General features: G+C 68.6%; 23 protein-coding genes. 14 read left to right on the forward strand and 9 right to left on the reverse strand.

The annotated features are described in order from the left end of the window. The first annotated feature begins 29 nt into the window (after positions 1-29). Entirely contained in the window at positions 30-524 is a 495-nt protein-coding gene (locus tag ABZ070_RS24625; protein WP_356637362.1) for a resolvase, read from the forward strand. Positions 525-652: 128 nt separating this feature from the next. Here ABZ070_RS24625 and ABZ070_RS24630 read toward each other — a convergent pair whose 3' ends face one another. The 5 genes from ABZ070_RS24630 to ABZ070_RS24650 all read right to left on the reverse strand — a co-directional run bounded on the left by ABZ070_RS24630 (position 653) and on the right by ABZ070_RS24650 (position 5967). Beyond that, positions 653-1486: a phage Gp37/Gp68 family protein gene (locus tag ABZ070_RS24630; RefSeq protein WP_356637364.1), complete on the reverse strand. Its 834-nt coding sequence runs from the start codon at positions 1484-1486 to the stop codon at positions 653-655. A 160-nt stretch (positions 1487-1646) separates the two neighbouring features. Further along, positions 1647-2204 carry a helix-turn-helix transcriptional regulator gene (locus ABZ070_RS24635; RefSeq protein ID WP_356637366.1) on the reverse strand — a complete coding sequence of 186 codons (558 nt, stop codon included), beginning with the start codon at positions 2202-2204 and terminating at the stop codon, positions 1647-1649. A 151-nt stretch (positions 2205-2355) separates the two neighbouring features. Further along, positions 2356-3732 carry a replicative DNA helicase gene (gene dnaB / locus ABZ070_RS24640; protein ID WP_356637368.1) on the reverse strand — a complete coding sequence of 459 codons (1377 nt, stop codon included), beginning with the start codon at positions 3730-3732 and terminating at the stop codon, positions 2356-2358. A 73-nt stretch (positions 3733-3805) separates the two neighbouring features. Beyond that, positions 3806-4879 carry a hypothetical protein gene (locus ABZ070_RS24645; RefSeq protein WP_356637370.1) on the reverse strand — a complete coding sequence of 358 codons (1074 nt, stop codon included), beginning with the start codon at positions 4877-4879 and terminating at the stop codon, positions 3806-3808. A gap of 599 nt (positions 4880-5478) precedes the next feature. Next, a complete protein-coding gene (locus ABZ070_RS24650; RefSeq protein WP_356637372.1) occupies positions 5479-5967 on the reverse strand; it encodes a helix-turn-helix transcriptional regulator in 489 nt (162 codons plus the stop codon). Between ABZ070_RS24650 and ABZ070_RS24655 the strand changes: the two genes are divergently transcribed. After that, entirely contained in the window at positions 5875-6522 is a 648-nt protein-coding gene (locus ABZ070_RS24655) for an HAD family hydrolase (RefSeq protein WP_356637374.1), read from the forward strand. The two genes, ABZ070_RS24650 and ABZ070_RS24655, sit on opposite strands and share 93 nt — an antisense overlap. Before the next feature lie 4 nt (positions 6523-6526). Continuing rightward, entirely contained in the window at positions 6527-7366 is an 840-nt protein-coding gene (locus ABZ070_RS24660; RefSeq protein ID WP_356637376.1) for a DUF1932 domain-containing protein, read from the forward strand. Between the two features lie 7 nt (positions 7367-7373). On the opposite strand, the gene ABZ070_RS24665 is transcribed toward ABZ070_RS24660, so the two are convergent. The 4 genes from ABZ070_RS24665 to ABZ070_RS24680 all read right to left on the reverse strand — a co-directional run bounded on the left by ABZ070_RS24665 (position 7374) and on the right by ABZ070_RS24680 (position 10622). Then, complete coding sequence (locus ABZ070_RS24665) at positions 7374-7943, reverse strand: guanylate kinase (protein ID WP_356637378.1); 570 nt, start codon at positions 7941-7943, stop codon at positions 7374-7376. Then, entirely contained in the window at positions 7940-8977 is a 1038-nt protein-coding gene (locus ABZ070_RS24670) for an AAA family ATPase (RefSeq protein WP_356637380.1), read from the reverse strand. Before ABZ070_RS24670 ends, ABZ070_RS24665 begins: the two co-directional genes overlap by 4 nt. A gap of 179 nt (positions 8978-9156) precedes the next feature. Next, entirely contained in the window at positions 9157-9867 is a 711-nt protein-coding gene (locus tag ABZ070_RS24675) for an AAA family ATPase (protein ID WP_356637382.1), read from the reverse strand. Beyond that, positions 9864-10622: a GntR family transcriptional regulator gene (locus tag ABZ070_RS24680; RefSeq protein ID WP_356637384.1), complete on the reverse strand. Its 759-nt coding sequence runs from the start codon at positions 10620-10622 to the stop codon at positions 9864-9866. The genes ABZ070_RS24675 and ABZ070_RS24680 overlap by 4 nt, the downstream gene beginning before the upstream one ends. Before the next feature lie 335 nt (positions 10623-10957). Here ABZ070_RS24680 and ABZ070_RS24685 point away from each other — a divergent pair, with 335 nt between their 5' ends. From ABZ070_RS24685 to ABZ070_RS24735, 11 genes are all read left to right on the forward strand, one after another. After that, the gene (locus ABZ070_RS24685) at positions 10958-11767 is read left to right on the forward strand and encodes a hypothetical protein (RefSeq protein ID WP_356637386.1); all 810 of its coding nucleotides are present in this window, start codon (positions 10958-10960) and stop codon (positions 11765-11767) included. Positions 11768-11959: 192 nt separating this feature from the next. Next, on the forward strand, positions 11960-12487 hold the full coding sequence (locus ABZ070_RS24690; RefSeq protein ID WP_356637388.1) for a WhiB family transcriptional regulator: 528 nt from the start codon (positions 11960-11962) through the stop codon (positions 12485-12487). Further along, on the forward strand, positions 12484-12834 hold the full coding sequence (locus ABZ070_RS24695) for a hypothetical protein (RefSeq protein WP_356637390.1): 351 nt from the start codon (positions 12484-12486) through the stop codon (positions 12832-12834). The genes ABZ070_RS24690 and ABZ070_RS24695 overlap by 4 nt, the downstream gene beginning before the upstream one ends. A gap of 110 nt (positions 12835-12944) precedes the next feature. Next, on the forward strand, positions 12945-13139 hold the full coding sequence (locus ABZ070_RS24700) for a hypothetical protein (protein WP_356637392.1): 195 nt from the start codon (positions 12945-12947) through the stop codon (positions 13137-13139). Between the two features lie 19 nt (positions 13140-13158). Further along, positions 13159-13410: a hypothetical protein gene (locus ABZ070_RS24705; protein ID WP_356637395.1), complete on the forward strand. Its 252-nt coding sequence runs from the start codon at positions 13159-13161 to the stop codon at positions 13408-13410. A gap of 4 nt (positions 13411-13414) precedes the next feature. Continuing rightward, positions 13415-13606 carry a hypothetical protein gene (locus tag ABZ070_RS24710; protein ID WP_356637397.1) on the forward strand — a complete coding sequence of 64 codons (192 nt, stop codon included), beginning with the start codon at positions 13415-13417 and terminating at the stop codon, positions 13604-13606. A gap of 11 nt (positions 13607-13617) precedes the next feature. Then, complete coding sequence (locus tag ABZ070_RS24715) at positions 13618-14739, forward strand: hypothetical protein (protein ID WP_356637399.1); 1122 nt, start codon at positions 13618-13620, stop codon at positions 14737-14739. 242 nt (positions 14740-14981) lie between these two features. Further along, positions 14982-16622 carry an FtsK/SpoIIIE domain-containing protein gene (locus ABZ070_RS24720; RefSeq protein WP_356637400.1) on the forward strand — a complete coding sequence of 547 codons (1641 nt, stop codon included), beginning with the start codon at positions 14982-14984 and terminating at the stop codon, positions 16620-16622. A 175-nt stretch (positions 16623-16797) separates the two neighbouring features. Next, positions 16798-17763: a bifunctional lytic transglycosylase/C40 family peptidase gene (locus tag ABZ070_RS24725; RefSeq protein ID WP_356637402.1), complete on the forward strand. Its 966-nt coding sequence runs from the start codon at positions 16798-16800 to the stop codon at positions 17761-17763. 2 nt (positions 17764-17765) lie between these two features. Then, on the forward strand, positions 17766-18050 hold the full coding sequence (locus tag ABZ070_RS24730) for a hypothetical protein (protein ID WP_356637404.1): 285 nt from the start codon (positions 17766-17768) through the stop codon (positions 18048-18050). A gap of 4 nt (positions 18051-18054) precedes the next feature. Beyond that, positions 18055-19290, forward strand: a complete 1236-nt coding sequence (locus ABZ070_RS24735; protein ID WP_356637406.1) for a hypothetical protein — start codon at positions 18055-18057, stop codon at positions 19288-19290. Positions 19291-19347 lie beyond the last annotated feature (57 nt).

Raw genomic sequence — 19347 nt, forward strand, 5'->3', positions numbered from 1 at the left:
TCCAGAACCCCCACCGTCACCCTCGCCGCATGACTATCGCAAACACCCGCATACCAGGCACCACGTCCTTGACGAAGGACATAGAGACACCCCCCCCCGCCCTCGCGGGCGAGACGATCGCCGACGTGCGCACCGCCTACCTGGAGGGCCAGTCCATCGCCGCCTTGGCCCGCGAGCACAGTGTCAGTCGCGGCGCCGTGCGCACCGCCGTCGCCGATCTGCTGCCCGAGCGCGTCGCCGACGAAGTTGCCCTGGCCCAGGAACTGCCGGTCGTCCTCGACATGCCGGGCAAGGTCGCCGACTTCCTCCTCACCGCCGAGCTGGACGACGCCGAGCGGGCCGCGCTCGACGAGGGCCAGGCCGTACGACGCGGCACGGGCTACACCCTGCGCGTCACCGCCGTACCCGCAGTCCACCGCCAACTCCTCGACCGCTGCCAGCCCCTCGACGGCACCGCGGCCGTCCCGGCCCAGCGCAAGGCCCGCCGCGAGTACGCGAGCCGCGTCAACACCCTCGGCGAGTGACCAGAAGAACCTACTGACCGGTGACTTGCTCCCTGGGGTCCGAGCTAGGACTCCAGGGCCGGTACGCCTCTTGCATCAGCAGGGCAGAACGCCGAGCAACGGAGTGGGTGTGAAGAAGACCAGGGACATCACGCTCCACCCCAAGAACCTCGCGGCCTGACCGTGGCTGTGTGGCCGGGCAACGAAGCTGCCCGGCCACACAGCGTGCCCGTCAAGCAGCCACGGCCGCCAGAGGCATCTGGTCCCAAGTGCGTCCCTCGAGGGTCCGGCCGCCGGCCTTCGGGGTGCGGCCCGCCCCACTGTTTGAAGAAGAACGCCACACCGGCGTCCTGGCAGGTGTCGCGGATCTCGGTGACCCAGGCTTCGTCCAAAGGGCGGTGGCGGGGACCGGATTCGCCGCCGGCGATAACCCAGTGGATGCCGTCCAGGTTCAGGCCGGGCAGCGAGCCGAGCAGCGGCTCGCAGGACAGGAACCGCACGGCCGCCGGGACGCCGCGCAGGTCGTCGACACGGGGCAGCTCGTCCACGGTTTCGACCGAGACGCCCATCCAGAGGTTGGCCGGCCACTCGAGCTTCGGAGCGACCTGGCGCAGGAGCCGGGCTCGCTTGGTGAGGACCTGGTAGGTGTGCTGCGGAGTGTCGGCCATGACCTGAAAAACCTGGCGGACGAAGTCGAGCGGCACGCGGGCGTGGAACAGGTCGGACATGGAGTTCACGAACACCACCCGTGGGCTCTTCCAGCCGTACGGCACGTCCAGGGCGTCCGGGTGCAGGGTGACATCGAAGCCGGGGCCGGAGGTACGGGGGTCACCGTCGTTCTGGTACTTCGCCGCACCCATCGCCTTGAGGCGTTTCGCCAGCGTGAGGGCGTAGCAGTTGTCGCAGCCCGAGGAGACGCGGTCGCAGCCGGTGGTGGGGATCCAGGTCGCCTCGGTCCATTCGATGGCGCTGCGGTCGCTCACCGATCTCCTCCTGCTGCCGTGCACGCGGTCACGCCGCCGGGGGCGGCCGTGTGCTGCCTAACGATGCCGCTGTCACGGGAGTACCGGGGCGCACAGTCCGGTATTCGCGGGCTTTCGATCGTTTCTCGTAACCTCAAAATCCGAACCTCCGTTCTGGAACTTAGTAGTTGAGCTCGATGTAGTCGATGTCAGTGAACTCCACCTGCAGTCCCGCGGCACGGCGGCCGCGGTCGGTGAAGTACACGTCCTGCAGGCCTTCGGCGGCGATCTGTTGCAGCTCGCGTTCGCCGGCGCCGGCGGCCTGGGCGTCGAAGAGACGGGCCGCGCACTGGGGCGGCAGCTGCTGGGTGACCCGCCGGATCCGGGCATCGTCCGTCGTGCCAGGTGCGGCGGTGAAACCGAACCGGGCACGGGTCTCGATCACGATGCCGGTCGACGTCGCCGCCTGCTTCTTCGCGCGCTCCCGCACGCGGGGCTGCCAGTCCTTGCGCACCTCACCCGCGAGGCGGGCAGCGAGCTCGGGCCGCGGACGCTTGAACTGGCCCTTCAGGTAGCGCTCCACGGTGCGCTGCGAGACGCCGAGGCGGGCCGCGACCTGACGGGTGGATCCCTTCTCCGTCTTGACCAGGAACCGGATTTGGGCGCGGGCGGTTTTCGGGATCGGGCGGGTGAACACCGCGGCGCCGGCGCGCTCGAGGCTGTCGCCGATGAGGCCCACAGGGGGCTCCTTACGTTGTAGGTGGGTTGGTTTCGGTCACTCGTAGGATCGAAAGACCCAGGGATGCCGGGTGTGGCCTGGGAGAGGCTGAGGATCGGCGACGTGTGCGTTCTGGTCCGTTCTCGGGGCTGTTGATCGCGTCCGGGGTGTCTCAGGTCTGGGCCATGTCCACGAAGCGGCTGTAGTGCAGTTGAGCCGCCATGGTGATCGTGGCGGTGGGCCCGTTGCGGTGTTTGTCGATGATGAGGTCGACTTCGCCGGCTCGGGGGGATTCCTTTTCGTAGGCGTCGTCGCGGTAGAGCAGGGCGACGATGTCCGCGTCCTGTTCCAGGGATCCGGACTCGCGCAGGTCTGCCTTGGTCGGGCGTTTGTCCGCGCGCATCTCGGGGCCGCGGTTGAGCTGGGCGAGGGCGATGATGGGCAGCTGGAGCTCTTTGGCGAGGCGCTTGATGCCGGTGCTGATCTCGGAGACTTCGCGTTCGCGGGAGTCGGGCCGGCGGCCGCCGAGGGTGATCAGTTGCAGGTAGTCGATGACGACCAGGCCGAGGCCGGGGCAGCGGGACTTCAGGCGGCGCAGCTTTGCCTGGATGGTGGCGAAGTTGGTGGCGGACTCGTTGATGTAGAGCTGGGCTTCGGTGATCCGGGGCAGGGTGCGGGCCATGCGGGCCCAGTCGTCGTCGGTGGCGGTTCCGGAGCGCAGGTGGTGCAGGGCGACGCGGGATTCGGCGGACAGCAGACGCATGTTGAGCTCGTCGATGCCCATCTCCAGGGAGATGAAGGCGGCGGGCACGTTCTGCTTGATGGCGCAGGCGCGGACGATGTCCATGGCGAAGGTGGACTTGCCCATACCGGGCCGGCCCGCGACGACGATCATCTGTCCGGGCTGGAGACCGCTGGTGAGGGAGTCGAGGTCGATGAAGCCGGTCGACAGACCGGTCATGCCGCCGTTCTTGCCCTTGTCGATCAGGTCGAGGGTGCCTTCCATGGTCTGGTTCGGGGTCAGGAAGTCGTCGTCCTTTCCGGTGCCCTCGACCACGGTGGCGATCTGGGCTGCGGCGGCGGCGACGAGGTCGTCGACGTCGCCCTGGCCGTCGTAGCCGGACTGGGTGATGGTGACACCGGCTTCGACCAGGCGCCGCAGGACAGCCTTCTCCCGCACGATCCGCGCGTGGTACTCGCCGTTGGCGGGGGTGTCGACGGCCTGGACCAGGTCGTGGATGTAGGGGGCGCCGCCGACGCGTTCGAGGTCGCCGCGGCGGGTGAGCTCGGCGGTGAGCTGGATCGGGTCGCACGGCTCGCCCTTGGCGTGCAGGTCGAGGATGGCGCGGTGGATGGTTTGGTGGGCGGGCCGGTAATAGTCCTCCGGGGCGAGAGTGTCCTGGCAGTCGATCGCGGCCTGCTTCGACAGCATCATGCTGCCCAGCACCGACCGCTCGGCTTCCAGCGCCTGCGGCGGCACCCGCAGAAACCCGGGATCTTCGCCGTCTTTGTCGCTGGCCCGGCTGTGCTGCTGCGGGACTAGAGTCATAAGTGATCTCTCCGTGAGGTCGTGCGGCGCCCGGGGCCCGGGCAAGGAATCCGGGCGCCGCTCTTGCGTGTGCTCAGATCGCGGGCTGATGCATCGCACGCAGCAGATCCCCAAGATTTCCCTCCACCGGGGACGGAACCGTGGGCTCCTGCGGCACCGCAGCGGGTTCCTGCACCGCTTCGCCGTCGTGGCGGCACATCCGGACCCGGCCGTCCCGCTCGATCTGCCCGTACGCGTCGCACACCCCGCATGCGGCAATCGCATCCTGCCTCCGCATGCCGCTGCGGCCGCCGCTGGAGGCCACGGCTTTCGGCTGCGGTGCCTCGGGCCACGTCAGTGCGTCCTCGAGGATCCGCCACGTCGGTTTGGCCCGGCCCATCCATTCCGCCACCCGGCACAGATGCTCGAGCGAGTGACCCGCCGTCAGCAGCCGGGCCGCTTCGTCACCGACGGCCTGCGCGCGCCTCGGCATCGGCGGCCGGCCGCCCGCCTTCAGGCCGGTGGCCCAGGCGTCCGCGACCCGCTCGGCAGTCCCGGCAACGGCAGCCGGTGCCGCGGCGTCGTTTTCCGGCGCAGCCGCTTCTCTCTCTCGTCCGTCCGGTGACGAGCCCGCCAGCATCTCAGCGTCGTCCGGGATGGGAGAGAGAGAAGAGGGAGAAGAAGAAGGAAGGAGAAGGGGTGCAGATTCCGCACCCCCACCCCCCGCAGATTTCGCAGGAGGGGGTGCGAGATCTGCATGGGGGGGTGCAGATCTCGCAGGAGGGGGTGCGAGATCTGCATGGGGGTCTGAGCTGGGGTTTTCCGGAGGGGCATCGAAAGTAAGATCTTCAACAAACGTCGGCCCGTAGTCGGTCCGCGCACGCTTCATGCTCGCCAGCAGGTCCACGTTGATGCGGAACAGGTTGGCGATCTGCGCCCCGTTCTTCGGGCTGAACCGCTCCGACGTCCGAAGCAGGTTCCGCTCGATGAGCCGCTTCTTCTGGTCCTGCGCGGACCGCAGCGACATGTGCGCCTCGTCCGCGATCTGCTGCATGTGCGCGATCACATAGCCCTTGGCATCAGTGTGGTTCGCGCACGCCATCAAAAACGCGCCCTCACCCACGCTCAGCCCGCCAGCGCTGAACACCAAGTTCAAGTGCTGGATCACCGGGCCACCTCCAGCGCGCGGGTCGTCGCGGGCGAAGGGGCCGTCGGGACGGGTGGCATGTGCGCATGGGTTGATGCCATGCGCGTCGAGGGGTCGGCGAAGGCCTCCGTGCGACATGCCAAGGCGAAAAGATCGGTACGCATCCGAGCAACCTGGCCCGGATCACCTGTGGATAGATTTCGCACGGTTTGGTGCAGGTGGCAGGTGGCAGGAGCGGCGTTGCCAGCAGTGGGCTTCACGCCTGCCACATGTGCGGCCAGCGGCGCGCGTGTGACAGTCGAGCCGAAGAATGTCGCAACAGGCGCGGCCGACGGGCGGCGGCGCGGGTGGCGCGGGCGGTGCATAAGGGTCGTATCTCCCCTGGGCGGGGAGTCGCGCCGGCGGCGTGTGACCTGACAGGTGCCCGGATGGTGGCGTTCCGCGAGATGGGACGCTTATCCTGGGTACAGGTGACCCAATGCGGACCTTACGGTCCACGGGATTCACCCCGGCGAGGTCACCTCACCGGACGCGACTCGGAAGCTGTAGTGGGCTGGAGTCGATTGCTAGGAAGCGGCTCCGTTGTGGCGACGGAGCCGCTTCGCATTTCTACGGCGAGATCATTGAGTGTCCTCTTTTGTGAGGGCATGCGGGTAGCGCTGCGCGAGCCCGTCAAGCAGGCGAGCGTAGGCGCGTCGCTTCGGGTTGCGTGGCTCAGCCTGGCCGCACTCCCATCGCACGACCTGGATGCGATGAACCCCGATCGCCTCGGCGACCTCGGCCTGCGTCAGTGAACCTGCCTGACGGAGCCTGGCTCTTACGGCTGGCTCGGGAAGACTCGCAGCCTGGGCGAGTAGAACGTCGACCGCTGCGTCGGATGATGCTGTCACGTCCGCCCTCTCGTCTCGATGATCAGAGCTAAAAGCTACACGAAAGCTACTCCGACGGCTGCCGTTTGACGGCGTGTTGCATAACCGGTGATCTGCACACAGGTTGCGGAGGATAGTTTCGGCTCCATGCCCCGACTCGTCCTCTTCGATCTGGACGGCACCCTGGCCGACCGGCAGTCGGCGCTCAGCGACGCCGTGACCAGCCTGTGCCGGGCCCACGCCCTCGCTCCGGACGCCGAACAGTGGCTGCGCACCGAGCTCGCCGATCGCGCGAATGCCGCTGACTTCGCCCGGCTGCGGGAAGCCTTCGGCCTGGGGGTGCCCGCCGCGCAACTGTGGCAGGAGTACGTCGACCTCATGTCGGCCGCCGTCAGCTGCCGTCCCGAGGTCCTCGAGGGCCTGGCTCGCCTTCGTGCGGCCGCGTGGACGATCGGCATCGTCACCAACGGGGCCAGCGACATCCAGCGCGCCAAACTCGCCGCGACCGGTCTCGCTGGCCTGGTCCACGGCGTTGCGGTCTCGGGCGACCTGGAGATCCGCAAGCCGGACCTGCGCCTGTTCGAACTCGCAGCGTCCCGCTGTGGCGTGAGCCTCGTGAACGGCGGCTGGATGGTCGGCGACAACCCGGCCGGGGACATTGGCGGCGGCCACCAAGCCGGCCTGGGCACCATCTGGCTGCGAGGCCGCCCTTGGCCGGACGGCCTTCTCGCCGCGCATCACGCCGTCGACGACGTCACCGACGCCATCGGCATCCTGCTCAACGAGACGGAGTAACACTGTGGGCAAGCCGACCGTCGGCATCCTCCACCCCGGCAGCATGGGTGCCGCCGTCGCCGCCTGCGCCGCGACCAACGCGACAGCGGTCCTGTGGTGCGAGGCCGAGCGCAGCCCCGAATCCGCGGCGCGCGCCGCCCAGTTCGGCCTGACACCCGTGACCACGCTGTCCGAACTGCTGAATCGCAGCGACATCGTCATCAGCCTCTGCCCGCCAGCGGCCGCCGAGGACCTGGCCCGCGACATCGCCGGGCACCGCTTCGACGGGCTGTACGTGGAAGCGAACGCCATCAACCCTGAGCGGGCGCAGCGGATCACCGCGCTGCTCGAACCCGACGCGACGGTCGTGGACGGCGGTGTCGTAGGCTCCCCGCCGGTGCGCGGCAAGACGCCCACCCTGTACCTGTCCGGCCCAGCCGCCGCGACTGAGCGCATCGAGACCCTCTTCGCGAGCACCGCCGTCCAGTCGGCGGTGCTGGGCACGGAGGTCGGGAAGGCTTCCGCGTTGAAGCTGGCGTACGCGTCGTTCCAGAAGACGTCGCGCGTGCTGGTGGCGCTCGCGGTCGGGATGGCGCGTGGCCACGGCGTCGACCAGGAGCTCATCGAGGTTGCCTCACGGCGCACCGGCTCGTACCTGTCCGAGCCCGAGTACGTGGCCAAGACGGCGGCCCGCGCTTGGCGGTGGGGCCCGGAGTTGGAGGAGGCCGCCGACGCGCTCGCGGCCGCCGGCCTTCCGCCGGAAATGCTGCGCGCGGCCGCGTCCACGCTGGCACGGTGGCACGACGTCAAGGACGACAGCGAGCTCACGCTCACCGACGCCCTTGACCGCCTCGCCCAGCCGTAGCCCGCGCTCATGCCGTCGCCACTCCCGTCCGCTGCGTCAGCAGCTGGTCGATGAGCCGCGCCCCGTCCTGCGGGGTCCCCGCCGTGGTGTCTACGGACAGGTCCCAGAGCATGTCCGGGTGAGCGTCCAGGTCCTGGCGGGTCGCGTCCCACGCCGTCAGGCGCGCCGTGGTGTCAGCGTCGCCCCGGCCCTCGGACCGCTTTGCGGTCACCTCGCGCGTGCACCACAGCAGCACAACTACCCAGTCGGCCGGGTAGCCGTCGACCAGAGCGCGGATGCCGTCGATCTGCCCGACGTGCACCACAGGCATCCCGGCCGCGAACGCGGTGTCCAGGCCCGGACGGTCGATCACGTACGTGTTGCCGTACCGCGCGTTCGCGTAGACAACATCGCCCGCGGCCTCCAGCTCGTCCAGCTGCTCAGCTGTGCCCATCCGGTAGCCGGCAGACTTGCCCGTCCCGACCTTGAGCCGCGGGAACTGCGCGTACTTCGAGTTCAGCTCGGTGAGCGCGGTGGTGACGGTGTCCTTGCCCGACGCCGGCGGGCCGTACAGGATCACGCCCTGCTTCGGGTTCACGCGTACATCGCCCCCATCGCCTGCCGGGCCTGGTCCGCGAGTGTCACCGCGGTCCCCAGTCGGTTGTCGACGACCAGGTGCGGCATTGCTGGGCGCAGGTCAAGGTCGATGGTGGCCATGTATTCGTCCCACCGCTGGAGCTTCCACGCGTCGCGGGCTGCGGAGCGGAATCCGATGTACTCGCGCATCGACTCCTCGTCGCAGCGAACCCACACTGGGAAGACGTCGACACCCATCGAGCCCGCGCGGTTGGCCAGGCGCTGCATCCAGGCCGGGTCGGTCATCTCCGCGATGAACGGCGCGGTCAACACCGTGGAGATGCCGCACTTGATGTTGGCCATGGCCGACTGCATCAAACAGTCGTATTCCACCGGTCGGACCTTCGCCCGGTAGAGATCGGTGTGCCTGTCATTCGCGTCGCCGCCCAGCGCGGTCAGGAGGCGTTCCACGAGCGGGCGGGTGAGCGGGTCCTTGTCGAGCAGTGGCCAGCCGGTGAGCTGAACGAAGAAGCGGGCGAGCTCGGTCTTCCCGCTGCCAGCGAATCCGCCGACCAGGATGAGCACAGGGCGGTGGGGGTCGCCGCCCGTGTGCCGACGCTTCCACGCGTCGATGATGCGCTGCTGCAAGTCGAAGTGGTCGGCTTCGCCTGAGCCCGAGGCGATGCGGTGAATCGCCCGCTCAACGGCCAGGACGTGCGCGCCGTTGAGGCGGTCGTCCATCGGCGTGAGTTTGAAGGATGTCTCCTCACCCGGCAGGGCAGTCCGGAAGCCGAGGTCAGGCTCGGTGGCTCGGTAGAGGAGGCAGTAGGCGCGCCGATAGTGCGGACCCGGATAGACCTCGCCCTGCTCGTGCTGCCACAAGGTCTGTGGATTCGCGGCCGGGATGCCCTTCAGCTTGGCCCGCTCGGCAACCTCGCGGAGGCGCTCGCCGGCCTTCTCAAGGGTCAAGCCGTGTGCCTCCCGCTGCTCGCGCAGCCGGTCGGGCTGCCATCCTGCTCGCTGCTTCCCCACCCTCTGCCCCTCCGTCATCGTCATGGCCGCGAGCCTAGGGCGAGGGCCCCAAAACCCGTGTGTACGTAGATGTTGAAAGCCCGTGAACGTCGATACGCATGAGCTTCGACAAGGCGCTGTGATGTTGCGATCCGGCTCCCGCGAGTGTGATGGCCTCCACAAGACGGTTAACGAGCGCTGATGCGACGAGTGGGAGATGGGAGTCAATGTCGACGGCTATCCGTAGAACGGCGTGTACGGCGCAGCTCCGCCAGCACGTGCTCCGGGGCGCCGTCGTAGACGATGTGCGGCTCAGCATCCGTCGGTGGGTGGAAGCGGCCCGCGAACCTGAGCAGGTCTTCCTCGCTGAACTCGATGCTGTTCGCGTCGACCAGCGACTTCGCGTTGCGCTCTCGGATCCGATCCCAGCGCACCTCGTGCGGAACCGGCAGGTAAACCAGGACCGGAACGCCGCCGACCTCCATCACGGTCGCCGCCCACTGGCCGCGCTCCTCCGAGGTCCAGAATCCGTGGTCGACTACGACGTCCCGTCCGGCCGCCAGGAGCTCCTGGAGCTCCAGAGCGATGTCCTTGAGAACGGGGGCTTCCCGAACGCGGAACTGGCCGCGCGGGAAGTCGCGGCCGTAGTGGCCGTAGCGGCGGAACATCTCCTCATCAGGGCAGAGGCGCACCATCCCAGCCTGCTCAAGGGCGCGGGCCAGAGTCGTCTTGCCAGCGCCCGGCATTCCGGTCATCAGGATGGCGCGCGGCGCAGGCCCCGGTCGGCCGGCCAGGGCTTCGGAGATGCGGTTGATCTCGAATCGTCCTTCCAGGGTCAGGGTGTCGGTGCGCTCGGCGTACAGGAGCACACCGAGGCGGCGCTCAAGGCAGTTGACGAGGCTGTCATCCAGGAGGGGCCCGTCCCGCTCGGTCACCGCAGGATCTCCGAGGTGGTCCGTCGGGTGCGGCCGGGGGCGCCCAGATCCACGCCGTACTCCAGCAGCTCGCCGTCGGCGTCCAGGAAACGCGCGGTCAGCACAAGAATCGCCGCGACGGTTTCGGCCTCCAGCTCCAGGAGCTCGAGGTCGCTTTCCGTCGCGATGCGAGCAGTCTCCTCATCCACGCGCTTTTCGACGTGGCGCCCCGTGGCCCGAGCGATGAGGTCCAACGAGAGGCCGCCCTTGAGTCGCTCGCTTCGGGCCAACTCCGGTACGGCCTGGGCGAATTCAGCCGGGATCCACGAGGTTGAGTGGGAGACGATGCCATGATCGTCCCGGTAGACACGGCTGCGGCGAATCACATCGTCACCAGGCGAAATGCCCAGCACGTGAGCGACGTCTTCGGGAGACTCGACGATGCCAGCGGTGTGGCCGGACGACTTTTCGCCGACGCCCCACGACGACTGCGTCTTGCTGCTTCGGTCGTGGCGCTCCGACCCGGAGGACAGCGAGATGGGGCGTTCCACCACCTCGGTGCCGACGCCCGGGATGCCCTGCACGAGCTTCTCTTCGCGCAGCAGCCGCATGGCCCGGTCCGCGGTGGCTGTGCTGACCTCCCACTCGGTGGCGAGCGTCTTGATGCTGGGCAGGAGGTCGCCCGGCGAGAGCTCGCCGGAGCTGATCAGGTCGCGGTAGTGGCCTGCGATGCGCGCGTACGGCGGCCGATTGTCGGCTCGGGGTGGCCCTGGCATTTGCCTTCGCCTCCTTCATCCCTGGGTGCCTCACTATACCGCTTGACACGTGAGGGTGCCTGATGCAACCTGATGTATGTAGCGCGTTGGTGATCTTCCGGGAGCACTGAGTAAGCGCCACCGCAGAACAGCAGGAGTCAACGCCTCTTCGGGGGCGGCGGCAGTGGGGTGAGCCGAGCTCCCCCGGCCTAGGCGCCTGTACCGAATAGCTCCACCTGATCCACCTCGAGCGGCGCTGCTGCGCTGTCTGTCCGCCGGGACCAACCTGCCGAAAGGCCGGCCTGGCGCGGCAGAGAAGGCAGCTCCCGCACCCGATCCCACGTCAGGAGGATTCGATGCCTCGTAAGCGTCCCGGCCGCGTCCGGACCAAGAACACGAACCGCCGTGAGGCGCTCAAGCTCAGCAGCATGGCCCCGGAGGACTTCAACGTTCGACCTGGCGAGACGAAGTCGATCGCCTGCCCCGACTGCCGCACCTGGCGTCGGATCATGGGCGACAAGGTCCTCAAGATTCGCGAGCACTGCGTCTCCGACAAGGTCGCGGAGGGCGAGAAGCACGTCACTTGCACCGGCAGCGACCAGCTCGTGGTCATCGACATTGACGTCCGGCGCTGGCAGGCCCGGCAGAACCAGCTGCTGCGCGACGCGATGCCGCAGGAGAATCGGCGCGCCGCCCAGCAGTTCTACAAGCCGCTCCCGGCACCGGCCGCTCCGGTCTCCCGGATCAAGGCGGAGGTCACGCTGGAGACGGCCCGCCAGTCCTACCTCGCCCACCGCAAGGGTTGCACGCGGTGCGTCGGCGGCCAGCACTGCACGGACGGCGGCATCCTTGCCCGCCGTTACGTCCTCGCCCTCCAGGAGGAGCCCGCCCGCCGCGAGGCCCGCGAGCAGGTGGAGCGCCAGGAGCGGCGCACCGTACGGAAGCAGACGGCTCCGGCCGTCCGCAAGGAGCAGTGGGCCAAGCGCGGCGGCAAGGCGGTCGAGAAGGCGAACAACTGCTGTTCGGAACGTGCTTCGGGATCGCTCTCCGAGTTCCGCGGCCCCCAGCTTCCGCTGGCGCCGCAGGATGTGGAGGCGCACGACCAGCGACAGGCCGAACTGGGCAAGCGCTACGCCCGGAGGAACCCGGCCACGTCAGCCGCCTGACCCGCACACCGAGACGATCGACCACGGCGGTTCCCACCCCGCGCCACACGGGGTGGGGGCGGCCGTGGCTGCTCGTGTAGTAGCCAGCAGAGGCCCGATGCCCCGAACACGACAGGCCCCGGGGGCGCAACCCCGGGGCCTGTCTGTGCAGGTCACCTTCTGTAGAAAGGGACGACCCACATGCGACCCAGCATGACATCCGCCCAGGCCCGGCAGGCACGCCGGCCCGTGCTCCAGGCCGCGGTCGACACAGCCGCCGGGTGCACGGGCGCCGATCCGGACCTGTTCTTCCGCGCCGACAACGAGCCGCAGATCACTTGGCAGGCCCGCCGCACTGACGCGCAGCGCCTGTGCGCCGTCTGCCCGGTCCGTGCCGCGTGCGAGGAGCTCGCGCTCCGCGACCGCGACGGCCGTGCCGACGTCGACGACATGGTCCGCGGCGGTCTGACCGGCCCCGAACTCGCCGCCAGGCGTGTGCTGCAGGCCGATCGGCTGTACACCGCCGTCGACGCCGACCGCGACACTGAGGGCGCCCGGCTCGACGCGCTGACCGTCGAACTGCGGCGTGCCGCGATCAAGAACCCGGACAAGGCTGGCGGCCACCGCGGCCAGGGCCGGGCGCAGACCGCTCAGAACGCCGAGGTCCGCGAACTCGCTGCGCAGGTGCGTCAGATCCGCACCGCCCGCCGCGCTCGCGCGGGATGGGAGGCCGTCGCATGACCACCACCCTCCTCCCCCGCTCTGTGGCGGTCGCCAATCCGGAGTACGCCTGCGGGACGTGCGGGGGCTGGCACGCCGGCACCTGCCCGGCCGCGGCGAACCGCCGGCTCGGGCAGCTGCTCGCCCGCATGGCTGTGGAGGCCGACGCCCGGGTGCCCGACGAGTCGCGGGCCCGCCGCATGCTCCAGGAGATGGCCCCCGGCTACGAGCGGCAGCCCGTCCTGGTCCTGCACCGGCCCGAGATGAACGACGCCTGCGCGATCTGCGGATTGTGGCTGTGCCGGGGAAAGTGCTGGCAGGCGGCCCCGGCCCCGGCCGGCGCGAACGCAAAGGCGGCGATCCGATGAGCGCGTGTGGGCACCCGCCGCGGTTAGTCGTGATCAACCAGATCGGCGCGGACGGCAAGCCCTACCAGACGGTGCGGCACGAGCCGTGCCAGTGCGGCGGCAAGCAGTAGATGCAGCCAGCGATACGCATGGCGCGGGCCGTCCAGTCCAGCGCGGCCCGGGCCATCACCACCCGCGGACTCGCCCACCCCACCACCCGCACCCTGCTCGCCGCCGCCGCGTTGGCGGCCGCGGCCGCGTGGGAAGCCGGCCACCGCGTCCCCGACCTTCACCCCTCGCTTCGCTCAGGCCCTCACCGGCCTTGACCGCATCGGAGCCTCTTTCATGACCACCCAGCCCACCACGCCCGCGCAGGCCTCCGTCGCCGAGTCCGGCACGCACCACTACATCCTCACGCTCCAGGTCCCCCGCCCCGGCGGGATGGTGCTCGGCACATTTTCCGAGACCGTCACCCTGCCCGCGGGCTACACCCGCGCCGAGGCGTACGAGGCGGTCGTCGACCACGTCGCCCAGGCGCACCCCGAGCTCGCCGGCGGCAGCACGGTGTTCTTCTCGCTCGAGCCGAACGCGCTCTGACCCGGTGCGCAGCACTGATCTTTATCGGCGCTATCAGACGGCCGCCCGCGACCTGGCCGGCCATGACCGCGGCTGCGAACGCTGCACCAGCTCCGACCGCACTGGCACCGCACGCTGCGAGGTCGGCGCCCAGCTCTACGAGGCGTTCGCACGCCTCCAGGGCGCCTACCTCACCCACCTGCAGAACCGCCCCTGACAAGGAGAGGCATGAACAAGATCAAGAGCTGGAAGGAGCCCACCCCGCGCGGGCTCGTACTCGCCATCCTCGGCATCGTCACCCTCGGCGTGGCCGTCCTCTCGATGGCCGTCAGCTACCAGATCCTCGAGCCCAAGTTCGGGGCATGGGCGGTGCCGACCGTCGGCGCCCTCGACGCCCTGTGGGTCGTCTTCCAGGCCACCGAGATCCTGGCCGGCAACAACAACCGGCGTGCGCGGCGCGTGCAGGTCGCGGGGCTGGCGCTCACCGCGGTCAACGCAGGCATCCCGACATGGGACCTGATCCTGCACAACGGCACCGGCACCTTCGACCTCGCCGTGGTCCTCACGCCGATCGCCATCGTCGCAACCAAGACCGCCTGGTGGATCGCGCTGCCCTCACTCGGCCGACCGGTGTCGAGGGCCACGCGCCGGATCCTCGCCGACAAGCGGCAGACGGTCGCCGACAAACTGGAGACGATGGAGGCCGAGGCCTCCCACCGGATCGAGGTGCTGCGCCTGGCCACCGACCTGGAGAAGCAGGTGGCCGACGCGGAGACGGCCTATCGCCTGTCCACGCTGAAGATCCAGCAGACGATGACCGAGGACCTGCACAAGCAGGCCGAGGCCACCGCAAAGACGGTGACGGAGAAGGCACTGCCGGCCGCCGTCGCGGCGATCCGGCTGCCCGAGCTGGAGACGTGGACACCCGGCGCGCTCGCGCTGCCTGGCCCCGCGTCGCGTGACGGATCCGGCACAGCATCCGGCACGGACGCCGAGGGCCGTCACACCACCGGCACGCAGGCCAGCGCCGGTGAGCAGGACGAGGCGTCACGCCAGGCGGCACAGACCGTCACGCTTCAGGAGGTCGCGGCCGTGACGGGTGTGCCGGTGCCCGTCCCGGGCGAGCAGCTGAGTAGCGCTCAACTCGGTGTCGTCCTGCGGCACCTGCGCTACTCCAAGGAGCCGCCGATGTCCTACCGGCAGGCCGTCAAGAGCTTCCGGGAGGCCGGGTTCGTCGGCAGCGAGGAGCGGGTGCGCCACGAGTGGGGCGCGCTGATGTCCAACGAGGACAAGACCGAGGCATCCGAGGGGTCCGAAGACGACACCGAGGAGGAGGCCGCGGGCGCCTGAGCAAGCGTCCGGCACCACCAGTGAGGGCCAGCCCGCATCCCCGCGGGCTGGCCCTCGCTGCGACTGCCGGAACAGACACACAGCAGTCGACCGGTGCAGACCCGGTGAGTGACCCGGCGAGCGGACCCCTGGCGTTCGCAGACCCGGAGAGCAGACCCGGCGAGCACCACCCAAAAACCCCAAGAAATCGAATACGCGCTCGACATAGGCTCGCGCGCTCAAGATCACAGAAGGGAAGGGGTGTGGGCAAGAAACAGCAGGCCGGCGACGACACATACGGGCAAGCAGCAGGCGCAATCGGCGGACTCGCCATCGCATTCGGAGTCCTCGCCGCCATCAAGGACAAGCTCGGCCTGTCCTGGCAGGCCACCGTGCTGCTCACCGCCGGGGCGCTGGTCGCACTCGGCTACGGCGCCTGGAAGATCCGCACAGGCCTCAAGCGGCTCAGCACGGGCGAACGGCTCAGTACGGGCGAGGGCAAGGTGTCCGTGGCCCTGCGGAAGGAAGCACCCGCCCAAGCGGCCAACGAGCCCGAGACGGCCGTGGAGGCCGTCCCTGCGCACCCGGAGCTGACCGCGGCGCTCACCACAGCCGGGGCCATCGGCAGGGACCAGGCCATCCGGCTGGATGAGGCCACGGTCACCGACCTGCAGACGGGCTCGCTCTACGACTTCCTCATGCCCGAAGGGCGCACCTATGAGGACGTCGAGAAGCGGCTCGGCACCGTGGCAGGGATGTTCGGAGTCACCCGGCTGCACATGAAGATGGAGCGCAGCCGCGACAGCGAACGCCGCGTGAAGCTCCTGAAGATGCACCAACCCCCGTTCACCCACCCGTTTCCCGCCCCGGCCCGGCAGGAGATCGCGACGTTCGCCGGGATCCCGCTCGGCCACGACGTCACCGGCCAGCTCGCCGGCGTGCCCACATTCGACAAGGCATCACTGCTGGTCGCCGGTATGACACAGATGGGCAAAACCACGCTGGTCAACGGGCTCATTACCTGCCTGCTGATCGCATACGGCGAATTCGAGCTCTACCTGCTCGACGGAAAATTTTGCGGCCTGACCAGGTTCGAGAAGATCGCCACCCGCTATGAGTCGTCCGACGACCCAGCCGTCTTCGAGGAAATGGTGGACGAGCTGAACGACCGCTCGGACAAACGGTACGGGCAGCTCAAGGACGCCATCCGGAACCGGCAGTCCGCACCGGCATTCAAGCCGGTGATTTTCATCGTGGACGAGGCTGCCGATTTCTTCGCCCACGACGAATCGAAGGAAGGAAAGGAGCGGGCGCGGCGGATCGCGGAAAAGACACGGTCACTGGTCGCAAAGTCCCTGGAATCCGGAATCTCCACGGTACTGATGACGCAGCGACCCGCACAGAACGCCATCCCGGTCATGGTCCGGGATCAATTCCTGTACCGAATGTGCCTTTACGTGGCATCGTCGGGCACCGCCAAGGTCGCCCTCGGTGACACGTACTTCGATACGGTCGCCCCGATCAACCCGGCCCTCCTCGACCCGGATATCAAGGGTCAGGCCGTCCTCTTCGCAGGCGGACGCTCCACGCTGATCCGAGGCTTCAACTTCTCGGACGACTTCATTTGGGGAGTTGTTGACGAGATTCACGCCCGGCAGCAAAAGGCACTTGCTGAGGCGCCGGCATCTCCGCTCAAGCAGGCTATCGACCTGATGCGGAAGAACGGCGTGGAATTTATGCCCACCGCCGAACTGGCACCGGCGCTCAGCATCACGGAAACCGAGCCGGTGGAGCGCGGCAAGCAGCTGACCAAACTGCTCGGCGTGCCAGCGGACAAGGGCGCGAAGGGTGTGCGGGGCTACCGCCTCGCCGACCTCACCGCCGCCCAGATGTCCGCTTCGTGACCGCCACCCGGCACCGCCACCCCACCGCCACCCAGCCCTACACGGTGGCGGTCAGCACCATCCCGGTGGCGGTGCTCTGGCGGTCATGGGTGGCGGTTCTGACCTGTAGAAACACCGAAAAATCCCACAGAGAGGATTGTGCGCGTTGAGAGCCTCTGCAGCCGTCACGATAGGCGTGGGAGCGACCGCGGCCGTCGTCGTGGCCGCTCTCGTCCAAGCCGCCGGCGACGATCCGGTCGGGACGGCGCTCAGCCTGTCCGTTCCCGCCGACTACAAGCAGCTGATCGAGGAGGCGGGAAACACCTGCCCCGAAGTCAGCCCGAACCTGCTCGCCGTGCTTCTCACACAGGAATCCGGCTTCAATCCAAAAGCGAAGTCGCCGGTCGGTGCGCAGGGAATCGCACAGTTCATGCCGTCCACGTGGGAGAGCAATGGAGTCGACGGCAACGGCGACGGAAAACGCGATGTGTGGGATCCCGAGGACGCCATCCCGTCCTCAGCGAACTACCTGTGCACCATTGCCGACGACGTGAAAGACGTCCCCGGCAACAAGCAGCACAACATGCTCGCCGCCTACAACGCCGGCAGCGGCGCCGTCATCAAATACGGGGGTGTCCCCCCGTACAAGGAAACACAGAACTACGTCAAAACCATTAGCGCTGCCGCCGCCGGGCCTTCTGGCGGCGGAAAGTCTGCGACGCCCGGACAAGCCGGTACCGCTATCGACGCAGCAAAAGCCATGCTCGGCAAGCCCTATTCGTGGGGCGGAGGAAACGCCAACGGCCCCTCAAAGGGGACCTGCTGCTCCCCCAACGGAAGTTCCGGCGCATCCGTAACCGGATTCGACTGCTCCGGGCTCACGCTCTACGCCTACGCACAGGCCGGTATCAATCTGCCGCGTACGGCTGCACAACAATACGCGGCAGCCAAACCGGTTAAGCCGGGCCAGGTCAGGCCGGGAGATCTCGTTTTCTACGGCTCCAGCGCCACCAGCATTCACCACGTCGGAATCTACGTCGGAAACGGCTGGATGATCGACGCCCCCCGTCCCGGCAAACAGGTCCGCTATTCACCCATGGACACGATGCCCGACCTCTACGCGGTCGCCCGCCCCGTATCCACCGTCAACAAGGAGATCTGAGAATGCGCAAGTTCAACACCCTCTCCGCCCCCGTCGACATGTCCACCGGCTTCAAGGACTTCTTCGACACCATCGGCCTCACCGGCGGCGGACTGGTCACCAAGGGCATCGCCGCCGTCATCGCCATCATCGCGGTCCGCATGCTGCTCCAGCTGTCCAACGACCCCAAGAGCGCGTTGCGTAAGGGCTCGATGGCCGTCGGCACCCTGTTTGTCGCCGTCGTCCTGGCGATGTACGGCGACACCCTGTTCTCGACCGTGACCAACCCGCCGACCCCGAAGGGCTGATCGCATGCCAGAGAAGGACAACCCGTGCGACGAGATCGAGGGCCCGGCCGGGGCGTACTGCACCGAAGGAGGCGACCCTCCTGACGGAGATGGGCCTCCCGAGCCGGACACAGGAGGTGGCCTGACCGGCGGGGCCGCCGACAACGTCATAGACCTCGCCAACCAACTGATCAAAGAGTTGGAGAGGCTGGTGGCGCCTGAGAAGGCGTGGGCGCCGTCTCAGGCCGACAGTGCGCTATATCAGCCGTTCCTGTGGCTCGGTCAGCACCTCGCCGTAGCCATCTTCGTGTGCGTGGTGGTGGTGTGCGCCCTGACCGCGTGGCAGGGCGCGCCGCGTCTCCAGCAGATGGGGGCCTCCACCGGCTGGGCTTTGGCGGCCGTCGCCGGCATGGGAGCCATCCCGGGGGCGGTGATGCTGTTGAACCAGGCGGTGAGCAAGGCGTTCACGGCAGCGTTCGACAGCAACGAATCGACCCTGTTCCAGGTCATCCGTACTGACCTGGAAGCAGATGTCGGTGACCCGCTGGCGGTGCTGCTGGTCGTCTCCGGCCTGGTGGTTTCCCTCGCGGTTGCCGCGCTGGTGTTCATGACGCGCCAGCTCGGCATCCTCGTGTTCGTGTGCATGGCCCCGCTGGTGCTGGCGTCACTGGCACGCGGGGGCGACACGACCGCGGTCAAGAAGTGGGCGATGCGGCTGCTGGGGTTGCTGTTCGCCCCGTTCGCGCTCCTGCTGCTCAGCCCGTTCGTCGCGCTGTTCAAGGGGTCGGTGGCCATGGACCTGGTGCTGCTGCTCGCGGCCGATGTGCTCATGCTGCGGATGATTTTCCACGGCGTGCCGTACATCGGTCCCCGGGTGGCCGGCGCTGCCCGCACGATGGTGGAGCGCCACACGACCAACCCCGTGGCGCGGGCGGTTGTTCGTGCTGGTGTGCCGACCGTGTACGAGCAGGAGAACGGCCCGCGGGTGCCCCGGACGGTGGACACCCCGGGGCGTGCGGTGACGCAGGACCGTGGTGTTCTGCTCGCGGCTTACGGCGTCCGGCAGCGGGAGCGGCCGGGACGACTGACCACGCCCTCCGCCGTCGCGCAGGCGACGCGGGACACGGCCCGTACGGCGCAGATCAGCCAGGCACGCCGCGAGGCGCGCGCCGCCGCCGGTCACCCGGTGGCAGCTCCCCGAACGCCCGGCACCACACCCAACCGGCCGGGATCCGCCCAGCCGAACAGCAACACCCCATAGAAGCCGCCAGTCGCCACCGTTATCCGATCAGGACGGGCTGGGGTGGTTGTTCACCCC

The sequence above is a fragment of the Streptomyces sp. NPDC006283 genome, assembly GCF_040613325.1.
GTDB lineage: Bacteria > Actinomycetota > Actinomycetes > Streptomycetales > Streptomycetaceae > Streptomyces.